Source organism: Gammaproteobacteria bacterium (assembly GCA_019911805.1).
Lineage (GTDB): Bacteria > Pseudomonadota > Gammaproteobacteria > Thiohalobacterales > Thiohalobacteraceae > JAHJQQ01.
The window spans coordinates 24,553-38,271 of record JAIOJV010000111.1 but is presented as its reverse complement, the minus strand read 5'-3'; the positions used below and the strand labels follow the sequence as shown (position 1 = coordinate 38,271).

The following is a 13,719-nucleotide window of genomic DNA, read 5'->3' as shown; positions in this document are numbered from 1 at the left end:
AAAACGATGTGCTGATAACACCATATGAACCGGATTTACTCGGTTCCGTGAACTGAATCGTAATATCGCAACTCGCGCTGAAAAACCTCGCGCTGCACTGGCCCCAGGTGTTCGTTGAGCAGGCTTCCGGTCGGCAGGCCGGCGATATCGCCCAGCCCCGAGGCCTTCCACGGCACGATGGTCAGAGACTTCGGCAGTTCCTGGTTGCCGGTTACGGCCATCCCCTCGAGGTCCATGTCCTCGGCAGCCTGGCCGGTCGCGCCCAGTGCGGCGAGCAACAGCGACAGGGCAAGACGTCTATGCATACTGATCAGAGCCTCGTGTCATTGTGTGCCCAGACGCCGCTGCAGCTCGGCGACCCACAGTCCGGCCTCGGCATCACCTTCCCCGGCCAGCCGCGCATAGGCGCGGTAGTGCTCCAGGGCCTGCACCGGCTGCTGCAGATAGATGTCGAGCAAGATACCGATATTGCGGTGCGCCAGTGCGTACTCAGGATCGATGTCCAAGGCGGTCTCGTAGGCCTTGCGGGCATCCGCGAACCGGCCGGCCTCGCGGTACAGCATGCCCAGCCGGTTGTGCGCCGCGGCATTGGCCGGACGCACCATGACCGCCTGCTCCAGGGCGGCGATGGCGTCTGCGCGCTGGCCGTCCCGGGCGAGCTGCAACGCCTGTCGGTACTCGTTCGACGCGACCGCCTGGGCGCGCACGACGGCGGGATCGTCGACGGTCCGGTTCGATGCGCAGCCGGCCGTCAGCAGGCACAGCAGCAGTACGGCGGACCGTGTCTCAGCGGATTTCCGCGACATCGTCCTCCCCCCGTTCCTGTTTGGCATAGCGGACCGGCAGCAGCTGCGCGAGCTGTTGCAGACTCTGCCGTACCCAGTCGTCGTAGATCCCCTGCGGGATACGCGCGACATTGGTCTCGTGGATCTCGATGGCCTGTTCCTCGAAGGGGAATGCCTGCTCCTCCAGCAACAGGACATACTGCTCGGCCTCTTCCGCCGACAGATTGCCGGGACGTTCGGAGTCGAGCAGGGCCTGACCGAAATGGCGGTAGATCTCGGCGATGTGATAGGTCGCCGCGGTGGTCACCTCGGCGACGCCGTATTCGGCGGCGCGGGTGCAGGCCGCGACCGCAAGTTTGAGGTGGTGCTGCTTGCTGTCGAGGTGTTTCTTCAGCGGTGCCTTGAGCACGATGTGCCGATACGACTCGACTGCCGGCATGGCGATCTCCAGGGCGGCCCTGGCCGCCAGATAGCGCGTGCGTTCGCTGCGTTCGGTGGAGGGCGCCGCGGCTTCGTGTTGCACCAGCTCGGTGAGCACGGCCAGCCGCGCGGCCGGTGCGCCCGCTGCGGTGTGCAGATCCGCCAGCTGCTGGCGCGCCTCGGTAGCCGGTTCCAGCGGCTGCGGGAAGCGCTTGACGTAGTCGCCCCAGGTCTGGAGGGCCGGCACGGTCTGGTGCGACTGCTGATAGAGCTCGGCCGCCTGCCACAGGGCCTCGCGCTGCAGGTGTGGATCCTGACTGGCGTCGGCGACGCGCACGAATTCAGCCGCCGCCTGCCCGGTGCGTCCGCCTTCCAGGTAGGCGACTGCGAGCTTGCGGGTCACCTCCGGCTGCAACGTGTGATCGGGATGATGACGACGGAATGCCTCCAGTTGCGCAGTCGCGTTCGGCCAGTCACGCAGTTCCAGTAACGCCGCGGCGGCATCGTAATCCGCCGTCGCCACGATCTCCGCACCGGGTGCGTTGCTGCGCACACGCGCGAAATGCGCGGCCGCAGCCGCCAGATCACCGCGGGTGCGTGCCTGTTCACCCTGACGATAGATGGCCGCGGCGAGGCGCTCGACCAGTGCCTGACGACCGCTCTCCTGCGCCGGGACCAGGGCCAGGGTCTGCTGGTACGCCGCCTCGGCACGCTCGTAGTCGCCCAGATCGAAGCTGGCGTGCGCCACCACGGCCCAGGCGGTACGGTGCAGCTCACGCGGACCGTCCGCACGCTCGACCACCTGCTGGGCGGCCTGCACGGCGGCGGCGAAATCACCGAGCTTGAACAGGTCCCCGGCGGCCTTGGTCTGCACGGCCATGGCCTGCGGGTGTTCCGTATAGGTAGCGGCGAACTGCAACGCGCTGGCGATCGCGCGGCGCTGCCAGGCCGCTTGTTGCCCGGCAGGCAATGTCGCCCCGTGCCGGTCGTAGGCGAGCAAGGCAGCGTAGCCGGCCTCCGCCGACTGGGGGTGACGCGGATAGTCGTAGGCGGTCCTGGCATACTCCGCGGCGGCCTCTGCATAGGCCTGGCTCTCGAACAGCGTCTCCGCGAGCAGAAAATTCATGCGTGGGGTTGCGTCACCGTGTGGAAACGAGACGATGAAGGCGCGATACCAGCGCGCGGCCTCGGCGTAGTCCGGTGCCTGTCGGGATTGCTGCGCGACGGCGTGGTAATGACGGGCGAGGTCCTGCAGATTGCGCTTCAGCGCAGCCACCACCTCCGGTACCTCGGCCTGCACATGCACCTGCCAGTAGGGGCCGGTGAGTGCGTAGCGCTCGACGAAGTCGCGCTTGGAGCTCAACACCAGCGTGGGAAAGCCACCACGCTCGTAGGCAGCGATGACCCGCGCCTGGAATACCGGCGCGGGGCGTGCCAATGGATGCCGTTCGACATAGGCATGGAACACCGCGGCGGCATCCGAATAGCGCTCCTGGTTCAGATACAGCTCACCCAGGTTGGCATAGATCAGGTCTTCGTAGGCGCGTTCGCCACGACGTTGGAAATACGCGTCCAGGGAGGCTGCACCCTCCTGATAGGACACGCTCAGACTGACGACCCGCAGCGTATCATCGAGCAGTTCGCGCTCCGCACGACCCATGCCGGCGACGGCGGCAGTGCCAGTGGCCAGGCGCCGATCCAGCAGCGCGATGAAGGCATCCATGGCCGTATCATAGAAACTCTGTTTGAAGCGTGCCCAGCCCAGCTTGTACAGCGCGCGCTCGTAGAAATCAGAGTCATCGCCACGCTCGAGTACAGCCTGGTAGGCGACCTCCGCCGCGCCGTAGCGCCCGTGCACGAACAGGATCTCACCGCGACGGAATTCGGCCTCGCTGCGCAGTGGCGTGTCGGGGTGTTCGCGCACCAGACGTTCCAGCGTCGCCAGCACGACCTCGCTGTGTCCGGCATCGTCATGGGCCCGCGCGAGCTGGTACAGGGCCTTGTCGCGATGCGCGTATTGCGGATACTCGCGCAGTACCGTCTCGTACAGTGCCACTGATTCGGCCGGATCGGGTGCCACGGGCTCTGCCGCCGTGCCATTGGGTAGTTCGGCCTGCCGCCGTTCGTTTTCCTCCAGCTGCAGATCGGCCAGCCGGCGCATGGCCTCGGGACGGAGCGCGTCGTCTCCATCAGTACCGAGGTACGCACGGTAGTTCGCCATGGCCCGGTCGCGCGTATCGTCCGGCATCGGGGCCGGTACGATCTCGATGTGCCGTCCCTGCAGATCGGCCAGGGTTGCGGGCTGATCGCGCCAGCCGAGCGCGCCGCAGCCGCTCACCAGCGGCACCACACACAGCCAGACGGCATGGCGGTACATCATGGGGCACCGGCCCGCGGAGCGCCCGCCTGATCATAGGTCTGTGCCAGTGCGAAGCGCGCCTGCACCAGGTAGGCGTCGACGCGGCGTTTGCGCAGCAGCAGTTCACTCTGGGCCAGGCGCGTGACCCACTGCGCCTGCGCCGCCAGCAGGCGGTCGGTCTCGCTGCGGGTCGCCCGCACCCGCTCCCGCAGCCCGGCGATGCGGCCATCGAAACCCTCGAACGCGGCCGGTGCCGTCGCGTAGGCGACCTGCGCCCGAGCGGCCAGTTCTGCCGCCGTGGCCAGCGGCTCGACGGTGGCGGCGAGTTCCTTGCGGGCGCTGTGCAGGCGGGCCTTGTAGTCGTTGTGCACCTGCCACAGCAGCACACCACGCAAGCGCGCCTGCTTGTCACGCAGTGCCTGTGCACGTGCGTCGTCAGGCAGCGCCGCCAGCCGTGCCTCGATGGCCGCCAGTCGGTCCCAGGTCGTGCGCTCCTGCGCCGTCATCAATCCCAGGGCGTCATTGCTGCGCTCGATGTGCGCGAGTTCCTCTGCCAGCTGCGCATGCCGCGTCCGGGTCGCATCGATATCCAGGTCATCGAGACGCCCGCGCAACCGCGGGGCATGTTGTGTATGGCGCAGCCGGCGTGCCTCGATCATGTGCTCGAAGGTCTCTACCGAACCGGCCCAGGCGTCGAGGCGGTCGCCGAGATCCTTGAGATCGCGCAGGTTCTTGACCGCTTCCTGGAAGCGATGGGTGGCGAGCAGATCGACCAGGTAGCGGGTATGCGTTGCGGCAGGCACCTGCGCGATCTGCCAGAACCAGCTCCGGCCCGTACCCTCCGCGGCCAGCAGTGTGTCGATCAGACGTCCTTCATCGAGCGCGGCGATGGCCGTATCCAGAGAGCGGCCCTCGGCCGCGAAGGCCTCGATGGCCTCCTGATAGAGTTCGACGGCGCGACCCTGTGCGCCGAGCTGCGCATAGGCGTAGGGCACGGCCAGCCAGGCCTCCTGCACGGCGAGATCGCGACCATCGCGGCCGTGCAATTCCAGCCACGGGAGCAGCGCTTCACGATAGCGCTGCTGTTCGGCATCTGCCCAGCCGGCGCCGAGCAAGGCGCGTCCGGACAATGGGCCCTGCAGGCGCACCCGGTCGAAATAGGGACGCGCCCGGGCGGGCTGTCCCGCCTGCAGCAGACGATAACCCAGGGCCAGGTTGGTCTTGTCGCGCAGGGCATGGGCCTCGCTGCCATGCGCCGCTTGCGTGCCGAGCCGGTCCAGCAGCTGCACGGCCGTGCCCGTCTCGCCCTGCGCCAGCAGTGCGATGCCGAGGTTGTAGTCGGCGTAGACGCGATCCCCGGCCGCACCATCCCAGTCACTGAAGGCACGAACCGCGGCGGCCGCATCACCCCGGGCCAGGCGCACATGCCCCAGCAGCATGCGCTGCTCGGCACGCACCATTCGCTGCGTGCGCGGAGTCCGGCTTGCATCGTCGAGGCCGTCGATATGCGCCAGCGCCGCCGCCGCGTCCGCCGGGCGACCCTTCTGGAAGGCGATGCGGCCGAGGTAATACCAGGCGCGGTCGCGCACCTCGGGTCTCACGTCATCATTCAGAAGACGATGGAACAACCGGCTGGCTGCGCGATCCAGGCCGTAGGAGAGGCTCATGCCACCGAGCAACAGCTCCGCCTCGCCGGCATGGTAATCGAGCTCGTGGCGCTCCTGCGCCTGCTGCAGTCGACTGATGGCGTCGAAATACCGTTCCTGATGGAACTCGAACAGCACCTCGCCATAGGCCAGGTCCTGGACTTCGCTGGGTTTGCCCGTGCCTGCACCAACGTGGCTGCCGTAACCGGACAGGGCCAGACACAGCGCCAGCCACAGCGCGTGGCGCGAGAAGGTACGCACTGGCGGTATGACGGGGGTGGGATGGTGCGACAGGACAGGCATTGCTCCGGGGCCCTATTCCCATTCCTTGATCACGAACTCCGGTTGCTGTTTGCTGGTCTTGTCGGTGATCTTCAATTCCAGATAGGCCGGGCCGACACCCTTGTCGAGTGCCAGGTTCGCACCCCGCCGGTAGTCACGTCCTGCCGGTCCCTGACCGACGAACAGGGCGACCACCTCATGCCTGCCGGCCTTGAGATTGCCCATGTACAGGCGCTGCACACCGCCGCGCCGGAACGCCTCCAGTTCACGCTCGGTATAGAGGTAGTTGGTGACGATCTTGTCGTCGATCTTGAGCTGCACCGAATCCAGTGCAAACGTGCCGCCGACATCCAGCGACAGGAACACGGAGACCTGGGTACTGGCGGGATACAGCAACTCCTCTTCCAGGGCGAACAGCTCCCGGTTGAGTTTGAGTACTTCCTGCTTGAGGTCCTGGATCTGCCCGTCGAGCGCCGGTGGTGAGTCCGATGGGTCGGCGGCCAGACCCGGCTGAGACAGGGACAGGCCCACAAGGGCGGCCAGAACGAATCCCCGTATCGACCAGTGCTTCGACTCAAATATTCTGTTCATAGAGTTTCTTGTGTGCTGCATGGATGTTTCTTATGTACAGTCACAGGTCGTCGGTGGCGACGGGTCGCACACCTTTATAGCGTCCTGTCTCATGGTCCCTGAGTGATAACGGTCACAGATCCCCGGCTGACGGTGATTCGAGTGATGATTCGGAGAACCCGTTAACAGTCCTGATTCGGCATCTTCAATACCAGACCGAAAGATATAACCTGAGGACACCGGCAGTGAAATCGTACTGCGGCTCCTCGCCCGGGGTCATCGCGACGGTCAGATCACGGAAATCGTCGTACGCGAACAGGATGTGATCGTAGGAAAGATTGAGCGTCCCACGCTCGATACCACTCCGGTCACGCAGGAATTCGTAGCTCGCACCGACGCCCAGGGTATGCGAATCGAAGCTGCTGAGTTCCTTGTCGCGGGCCAGGAAGTTCTGCGCCTGGGCACGCGGGAACAGATCACTGTAGAAGTCGGCATGTCCCTGGGTGTAGTAACGATATTTCACATCGAATATCCAGCGTTCCTTCCAGGGATGCGTATAGCCGACTTCCGCCATGTGCGCCCGGATACCCCAGGTATCGTCATAGAAGCGATATTCCCCGTGCAGCGCGGCGCGATACGGCAGGAAATATTTGCTGCGCACCGCGAAGGCATTGCTGGTGCGCGTATGCGGGTACTGTTCCGGTTCGTAGCTGTAGCCGACCGGCGTGGTGGGGTCCAGATAGCGGACCGAGCGATAGGGATTGTTCAGGAAGCCTTCGTCGGTGATGCCCTCGTAGGCAAGATCCACAATCCAGTCGCGGCTCAGGATCTGCGACAGGCCGACGCGATACTGTTGCCGGTCGACGTCCTCGGAGAAATCCGGCTGCCCGGTCTTGCCCACCGTATCCCAGCCCAGCGAGTAGCCGAGCGTGACCGTGGTCAGATCACCGAACATGCTCTGGCTGATATTGAAATAGGCAGAGTTGGCGTCGAAATCGCTCTCGTCGCTGTGGGTGTATCCCAGGCTCATGATCGACTTACCAGCCAGGTACTGCAGACCCGCCGAGGTCTCGGTACGCCGTTCGCTGTAGGGGCTGGCAGTCGTGATCACATCGATGGAGGCGCTGCTGATCGCATCGACGTAGTAGTTGCCCGACAGGGCCAGGCTCTGACCGATGCGTTTCAGGATCTGCAAGGAAGGCCCGGTGACTTTGACACCGCCACCATCGTAGGCATGATAGAGCGCATCGGCCCGGTCATCGGGCAGGACCGCGGCCAGTAACGGCAGTGCGATGCCGGCGGCCAGTGCGGTGAACAGCGTCACCCCGCCCCGGACCTGACCGCCACAGTCGCCGGGCCTGCCACGCCAGGATTCCCTGCCATCAGTTGCAGCCACAACCGCCCCCCTGCCCGCCTTCCGCACCGCGCGCGCCCTCGCGCGCCTGATAGACGTGATTCGTGTAGGACGCTGCGATCGGATCACGGTCGAAGCTCATGATCGGATCGGCAAGATGCGCACGCTCGTAGGGCTTCACCCACGGCTCGATCCCGGAGCACCCCGCGAGTGTGAGCAGGATCGACAGGGCGAACCCCTTGGTCAGTGACATGGTCATTCCTTGATCAGGGTCCGGATCTGTTCCTGATACTGCTGTTCGAGACCGGGCTGATAACCCTTGTGCAGGTAACGCATGTTTCCATCCCGATCGACCAGCACCGTGCTCGGCATGGCGGCGACCTGATACAGACGACTGACTTCGTTGTCGGTATCGAACAGCACCGGGAAGCTTACCTGCAGCTCCTCGATCAGTGCCCTGGCCTTACCCGGGTCCTCCTCGATATTCACGCCGAGCACCGTGAAGCCCAGCGGCTGATAGCGTGTGTAGAGCTCATCCAGCACCGGCATCTCCTGACGGCAGGGCCCGCACCAGGAGGCCCAGAAATTGATCATCACCACGGTGCCGCGCAGCTCGCTGAGTTTGAGGTTGGGGCCGGCATGGCTCTTGAGCGTGAAATCCGGTGCCGGGCCCTGACCGGTCCCGGCAGCGGGCAACGCGCCGCTCAACAACACCGCGAGGGTCACGGCCGCGCAACGCAGGGGAAATCGGGATGGTTGTCTGTGCATGACGGTCTCCTCTTCAGAAGAACATACTCAGGCCGGCCTGGGCCTCGAGATTGTGAGTGGTCTTGTCCTCGCCCAGCAGATCGGTGTCGAAGATGTAATCGCGCACTTCGACACGCAAGGCGAGAAAATCGGTCACGAGGAAGCGGTAGCCGATCCCGACATTGACGGTAAACAGACTGTCACCGGCGAAGTCCGTGCTGCCGACGCCGCCGACGAGGTACAAGGCCGTGTTGAAGGCGTGATTGCGGCCGACGAAGGCCTCGCCCGGCAACACATTGTAGGCGAGCGACAGACTGTAATAGCTGTAGTCGCGCTGATCATCGGTGAGCAACTGCACGGCACCGCTCAGGTTCTCGTAACTGGTCTTGCCGAGTTTGCTGCGGCCATAGGCGGCCTCGACGAAGAAGTCCTCGGTGACATGGTAGGCGGCACGAATGCCGTAGACGGCCTCGCTGCCGAAATCCTCGACACTCAATACGCCGGCGAAGACACCGATCTCGAAGTCCTCGGTATCGATATCCGCCTCGGTGTAGACGCGCCGCTCCAGTTCCGGCTCGATGACCTGCTCCTGCGGTACTGGCGGTACCGGGTCGGCGGCATGCACCGCCACCGTCGGCACGAGCACGGCTGCCGTGCTCAGAAGAATACTGAGAAGCCTGCTTTCCATTCCTGTATTTCCTCGTTTTCGCTGCGATTGGTGAACACCACGTAGCTCTTGTATTCCGCCCGCAGTACAAAGCGTCGGGTCAGATAGGCCCGGACCCCGACACCCACATGACCGATCTGATCCCGGCGGTCCTCACCCTGCACCAGGGTCACCCGCGGATCGGTCTCGATCACACCGGTTCCGAGGGTGAAGAAGGGTGACACACGCCATGTCGGAAACGGCTGAGCGAGGATATTGGCGTTCACCATCCGGTTCTCGGAGTAGTTGCCGAGCGCCTGGGAGAAGGACAATTCCAGCGACAGGTTTTCGGTCAGGGCATAGCCACCATGGACACTGAGCACATCGGCGCCGTCGAAATCTCCGCCCAGTACGCCCAACTCCCAGCGTCGTGCGGAGAAATCGCCGATGCCGGGTTCGTGCAGGCGGGTCGGTTCGCCGGCGAGCGTAAGGGTCTGCTCGAGCTGTTCGTGGCTCACCCACCCCTCCTGGCCGCCCGGGCCACGTACCTTGAACCAGTCCGTACGGCGCTTGAGCACCTCGATGCGCGCACCACGATCGATGACGTAATAAATCGGATACCCGCGTCCCGGCCCGGTGCGTAATTCGATGTAGGGCGCGGCGATCTCGGCCTGGAAATAACCGTCGGCGGCCGCCACTGTGCTGAGCAGCAGGCACACGATCGCGACGATGGCTGTGGAGATCGGCATTGAGCGGGGTCCCTGCACCGGCATGCGCTGTCAGTTGACCGGGACATCGAAGGGATTGTTGTAGTACTGCGCACCGATATCCAACCATTCGGCGATCAACCGCAGCTCCTCGGGCTGCAGGCGACCGGCATGGGTGCCGCCCGCATCGAAACGGCTGAAGAAGCGACTGCTGGCACGCGCACCGCTGGCCGACATGCTGGCGGGTACGGTGATGGTCAGCATGACCGGGATCGGATCACCGGCGCCATCCAGAATGAGATTGCCGTCGGCATCGGTCTCGAATAACGGAGCGCCACCGGCGTCGGTGGCCTGGATGAGGCGGTCCTGGAGCACGCCCATGTCGATGGTCTGTTCGTTGTCATTGAACAGCAGTTCGCGGTAGGACTTGAACTGTGCGGCCTGGTCAGTCGAGGGACCGTCGGTCAGATCCAGTTGTGCATCTGGCACTTTGAGAGCCCCCATGGCATCTGTCGATGTATGGCATGCGGTGCAGGTAGCGGCAGCCCGGTCCCGATTCCACAGCGGGTGGATGTGGGTCTCGTAATTGATGACGATACGACAGCCGGCGGACCAGGCCGCCTGACAATCCGCGGACACCGGGGCCGGCGTCAGGAGATCCATGTAGCGGTAAGCGAAGGCCGTATCGGCAGGGCGTCCCGCAGCGACCGGATCGGTCCACACGTCCGCGTAGATCAGATCGACACTGGGTGTGAGGGTCGCCGCATCGATGCGGGCACGGGTCTCGGCCATGGTATCGCCAAAGTCGGCGAACAGCGCCGCCTGGGTATTCGGGAACGGCAACCCGGTCGCCGGCGCACCCGGATTCACCGCTGGGGTTCCATCCCGGCGACCGTGTGGACGTCCGCTCGTATGGTTGTGACAGCCGTTGCAGGTCACGGTCTCTCCCGGGCGCAGTTGCAGCCAGTTCTGATGCCGTGCGCCGATACGGCGACCGTCCTTATCGAGAACGCTGATCGTCAACGGGACATTGGCGGGCACCTTGAGCTTGACCGAGCCATCCGGCTCGATCGGCGCATAGGCGACGATCTCGCGCATCAGTTGCTGTGCGCTACGCCCATAGGCCGTGCCCGGCACGACCTGCACATCGCGATCCGGGATACCGACGGCCTTGACCACCCGGAGAAACCGTGCGGGACGCATGTCTGCCGGTGTCTGCGCGGGGTCTGCGAGTGTGGCGATGTTCGGGCTGGCGGTATCCATGCCGTCCACGTCATAGACACTGCGGATGTGGAGGATCCCGGCGGCTTCGGCCGCGGCATCGGCATCCAGTCCGGCACCGATCTGCTGATCGAAGCGGATCGCCGGCAGCTGACGCGGCTGGGCAGCGACGATGTCGGTATAGGCGATACCCTCGACCGGACGCACCACCGGAACCTGGGTGTTGCGGTCCATATCGTAGATATAGATGCCATACAGGGGCGCTGCGGGCTGGGCGTCCGGCGCTGCCAGTCGCTCGTCGGTGCACGGTACGATGCGGTCGCGCTCCAATAGCCGGCACTGATTCCAGGACACCAACGCCCGACGGGTGCCGTCCCACAATGGAAAGAAGTCGCCGAAACGACCACCGGGCGATGGCAGGGTATCGGTACGCACCGTACCGTCGGTGGCAGGCGTCTGTGCCGGACCGCTCAGGCTGTTGCGGTTGATCCAGGTGGGCTCGGTGTTATCGCCGTAGTTCTCGACATCGACATACACGAGGTCGCCACCCTGATCGGTGCCGCTCACCGGCTTGACCAGCACCAGCAGACGGCCGTCAGGCAGCGGCCGGGGTTGAAAGAATTGAATCGTGGCACCATCGGTTCCGGTGTCGTGGCTGTGTGCACCGTACAGGATCTGCAGTTCCGTCCCGTCGGGGTTCATGGTGTACAGATTGATGGCATTGCGACCCCCCATGTTGTCCCAACGGCTGAACACGATGCGGCCGTCATTGAGTACCCCGGGATCGAAGTCATGACTCTGGTTGGCGGAGATCTGCCGGAGTTCGCTGCCATCCGCATTCATGATGTGCAACACCGGCGCATACTCGCGCCGGTCTTCATCGAGATGGGAATATTGCGGCTTACCCTCGTCCAGCAGCGTGGCCTTGAACTGTCGCTGCCGGGTGGACGTGAACACGATGCGCCGGTCGGGAAGATAATGTGGTGTAAGGTCCTGGCCGTCCTCGGCAGTGATATCCGAGAGGATGACCCGATACAGGCTGTCGCTCGCGATATCGTATTCCCAGATATTCCAGGTCGGTTGATCCTCCGGATCGGCGCCCTCGATCTCCGGACCGCGCATGGAAAACAGCAGTTTGCTGCCGTCATAGGACATCTGCACGTCACGGACATCGCCCCTGCCGGCAGTGAAGCGGCCCGTCACGTTGCGTTCACGCGCACTCGGCGAAGCCAGATCGCGATAGAACAGGTCACTGCCGGGATTGAATGCCAGGGCATCCAGTGCCGTGACCGTCTGCAACGCAGCAACCGGCCGTTTCACATAGGCGATGCCGAAATCCTCGACGACCGGGTCTGGCGCCTGATCCCCTCCTCCACCACAACCCACGGACATCAACACGACGGCGCACAGCGCCACCCGACCGATGCGTACCATCGCATACTGACTGGACAATCTCATACCCCCTTGTAAACGGCATCGGTCATGCCGTTCTCGATTCGTTTCGTGTTGTATGCATCACATCTAGCGACACGAATCGCCCCGATCGTATTATCAGACACAGTCGCATCGTTAAACTGGGTCCAAGATCACAAAACGTTTTTGTGTTTTGCGCACAATTACTGACAAAGGACGGGAAGCCGCCGTGATCGGCGTACAGAGGCGAGCGCGTGCGCAGCGGGAGGTGCTGCCGCAATCGAACGGAGAGGCGACAGCATGACCACAAAAGAGCCATCCAACAGACTCGGCGGAAAACTGCTCGGTGTGAGCATCGCGACGGTGATCGCCCTCGGTGTCAGCGGTGGAGATACCGTGCTGGCCGGTGATCTCGAACGCCGTCAGGCCAAGCGTATCCATGACCGCGTTGCCGGCGTGCCCCCGAGTGCCGCCGTGCTCGATGCCATGGAACAGGACATCATCGACGGCAACCCGTTCGCCGCAGCACAGCGCGCCATGGACAACAGTGCCTTCTACAACGTGACACTGAAGAATTTCGCCACACCCTGGACCAACCGCGATCAATCCGCATTCGCACCCCTGAACGACTATACCGCGACCGTGATCGGCATGATTCGCGACCAGGTTCCGTTCAATACCGTGCTATCGGCCGATCTGGTCTATGTCGGGACTTCGGACCTGGGCCTGCCCGCCTATTCCATGTCCAACAACAATCACTACGCGGCGCTCGAAAGCCAGGGACACGATCTGAGGACCGCCCTGATGCCGGCGGCGCAGTCGGTCGTGACCAGTCTGCCGGCCGACGCGACCGCCGGTGTCATGACCACCCGGGCGGCAGCGGAGGCATTTTTCGTGGCCGGGACCAACCGTGCCATGTTCCGCTTCACCCTGCTGAACCATCTATGCAACGACCTCGAACAGGTCAGCGACGTCACCCGTTCACCGGACCGTATCCGTCAGGATATCTCCCGCAGTCCGGGCGGCGACAGCCGCCTCTTTCTGAACTCCTGCGTTGGCTGTCACAGCGGCATGGATCCCATGGCCCAGGCCTTTGCCTATTACAACTTCGACGCGAACCTGGGCCGACTGCTCTACAACCGTGCCGGTGAACTCGATCCGGCAACCGGCACCCGTGTAATGGCCAAATATCTGATCAATGCCGATGTCTTCCAATACGGCTTCGTCACCCCGGACGATCGCTGGGACAACTACTGGCGCAATGGTCGTAATTCCCTGCTGGGCTGGAACGCCGCGCTGCCCGGCAGTGGCAATGGCGCCAAATCACTCGGTCAGGAGCTCGCCAACACCGAGGCCTTCGCCCAGTGCCAGGTCAAGAAGGTGTTCAAGAGCGTGTGCCTGCGCGAGCCCGGTGATGCCAGCGATCGTGCCCAGGTTGCGTTTATGACCACAGCCTTCAAGGCCGGCAACTATGACATGCAACGTGTGTTCGCCGATGCGGCCGTGTATTGCATGGGCGATTGAACGGGCACCAGTGACGGAACGATCGATCCATGCAGCGTCAGTGGA

12 protein-coding genes are annotated in these 13,719 nt (G+C 63.9%); 1 reads left to right on the top strand and 11 read right to left on the bottom strand.

Annotation, left to right across the window (positions count from 1 at the left end):
- Positions 1-35: 35 nt before the first annotated feature.
- The 11 genes from K8I04_14050 to K8I04_14000 form a co-directional block, all read right to left on the bottom strand.
- Entirely contained in the window at positions 36-305 is a 270-nt protein-coding gene (locus K8I04_14050) for a hypothetical protein (GenBank protein MBZ0072835.1), read from the bottom strand.
- A gap of 18 nt (positions 306-323) precedes the next feature.
- Positions 324-806 (bottom strand): tetratricopeptide repeat protein, encoded by a 483-nt coding sequence (locus tag K8I04_14045; GenBank protein ID MBZ0072834.1) that lies wholly within the window; start codon positions 804-806, stop codon positions 324-326.
- Positions 787-3,585: a tetratricopeptide repeat protein gene (locus K8I04_14040; GenBank protein MBZ0072833.1), complete on the bottom strand. Its 2,799-nt coding sequence runs from the start codon at positions 3,583-3,585 to the stop codon at positions 787-789. Before K8I04_14040 ends, K8I04_14045 begins: the two co-directional genes overlap by 20 nt.
- Positions 3,582-5,513: a tetratricopeptide repeat protein gene (locus K8I04_14035; protein MBZ0072832.1), complete on the bottom strand. Its 1,932-nt coding sequence runs from the start codon at positions 5,511-5,513 to the stop codon at positions 3,582-3,584. Before K8I04_14035 ends, K8I04_14040 begins: the two co-directional genes overlap by 4 nt.
- Before the next feature lie 12 nt (positions 5,514-5,525).
- Positions 5,526-6,083 carry an AraC family transcriptional regulator gene (locus K8I04_14030; protein MBZ0072831.1) on the bottom strand — a complete coding sequence of 186 codons (558 nt, stop codon included), beginning with the start codon at positions 6,081-6,083 and terminating at the stop codon, positions 5,526-5,528.
- A 184-nt stretch (positions 6,084-6,267) separates the two neighbouring features.
- Positions 6,268-7,386, bottom strand: coding sequence for a DUF3570 domain-containing protein (locus K8I04_14025; protein ID MBZ0072830.1), 1,119 nt, complete (start codon positions 7,384-7,386; stop codon positions 6,268-6,270).
- A gap of 58 nt (positions 7,387-7,444) precedes the next feature.
- Positions 7,445-7,669: a DUF4266 domain-containing protein gene (locus K8I04_14020; GenBank protein MBZ0072829.1), complete on the bottom strand. Its 225-nt coding sequence runs from the start codon at positions 7,667-7,669 to the stop codon at positions 7,445-7,447.
- Positions 7,670-7,671: 2 nt separating this feature from the next.
- Positions 7,672-8,184: a TlpA family protein disulfide reductase gene (locus tag K8I04_14015; protein MBZ0072828.1), complete on the bottom strand. Its 513-nt coding sequence runs from the start codon at positions 8,182-8,184 to the stop codon at positions 7,672-7,674.
- Positions 8,185-8,197: 13 nt separating this feature from the next.
- Entirely contained in the window at positions 8,198-8,851 is a 654-nt protein-coding gene (locus K8I04_14010; protein MBZ0072827.1) for an outer membrane beta-barrel domain-containing protein, read from the bottom strand.
- Positions 8,821-9,558: an SH3 domain-containing protein gene (locus K8I04_14005; protein ID MBZ0072826.1), complete on the bottom strand. Its 738-nt coding sequence runs from the start codon at positions 9,556-9,558 to the stop codon at positions 8,821-8,823. Before K8I04_14005 ends, K8I04_14010 begins: the two co-directional genes overlap by 31 nt.
- A 30-nt stretch (positions 9,559-9,588) precedes the next feature.
- Positions 9,589-12,171: a hypothetical protein gene (locus K8I04_14000; protein ID MBZ0072825.1), complete on the bottom strand. Its 2,583-nt coding sequence runs from the start codon at positions 12,169-12,171 to the stop codon at positions 9,589-9,591.
- 333 nt (positions 12,172-12,504) lie between these two features.
- On the opposite strand from K8I04_14000, the gene K8I04_13995 reads away from it, so the two are divergent.
- Complete coding sequence (locus K8I04_13995; GenBank protein ID MBZ0072824.1) at positions 12,505-13,674, top strand: hypothetical protein; 1,170 nt, start codon at positions 12,505-12,507, stop codon at positions 13,672-13,674.
- Positions 13,675-13,719: the final 45 nt, after the last annotated feature.

What these genes read in the sequence shown, in the direction of transcription:
- K8I04_14050 (MBZ0072835.1), bottom strand. Translation starts at nt 305, where the DNA reads ATGCATAGACGTCTTGCCCTGTCGCTGTTGCTCGCCGCACTGGGCGCG.
- K8I04_14045 (MBZ0072834.1), bottom strand. Translation starts at nt 806, where the DNA reads ATGTCGCGGAAATCCGCTGAGACACGGTCCGCCGTACTGCTGCTGTGC.
- K8I04_14040 (MBZ0072833.1), bottom strand. Translation starts at nt 3,585, where the DNA reads ATGATGTACCGCCATGCCGTCTGGCTGTGTGTGGTGCCGCTGGTGAGC.
- K8I04_14035 (MBZ0072832.1), bottom strand. Translation starts at nt 5,513, where the DNA reads ATGCCTGTCCTGTCGCACCATCCCACCCCCGTCATACCGCCAGTGCGT.
- K8I04_14030 (MBZ0072831.1), bottom strand. Translation starts at nt 6,083, where the DNA reads ATGAACAGAATATTTGAGTCGAAGCACTGGTCGATACGGGGATTCGTT.
- K8I04_14020 (MBZ0072829.1), bottom strand. Translation starts at nt 7,669, where the DNA reads ATGTCACTGACCAAGGGGTTCGCCCTGTCGATCCTGCTCACACTCGCG.
- K8I04_14015 (MBZ0072828.1), bottom strand. Translation starts at nt 8,184, where the DNA reads ATGCACAGACAACCATCCCGATTTCCCCTGCGTTGCGCGGCCGTGACC.
- K8I04_14010 (MBZ0072827.1), bottom strand. Translation starts at nt 8,851, where the DNA reads ATGGAAAGCAGGCTTCTCAGTATTCTTCTGAGCACGGCAGCCGTGCTC.
- K8I04_14005 (MBZ0072826.1), bottom strand. Translation starts at nt 9,558, where the DNA reads ATGCCGATCTCCACAGCCATCGTCGCGATCGTGTGCCTGCTGCTCAGC.
- K8I04_14000 (MBZ0072825.1), bottom strand. Translation starts at nt 12,171, where the DNA reads ATGGTACGCATCGGTCGGGTGGCGCTGTGCGCCGTCGTGTTGATGTCC.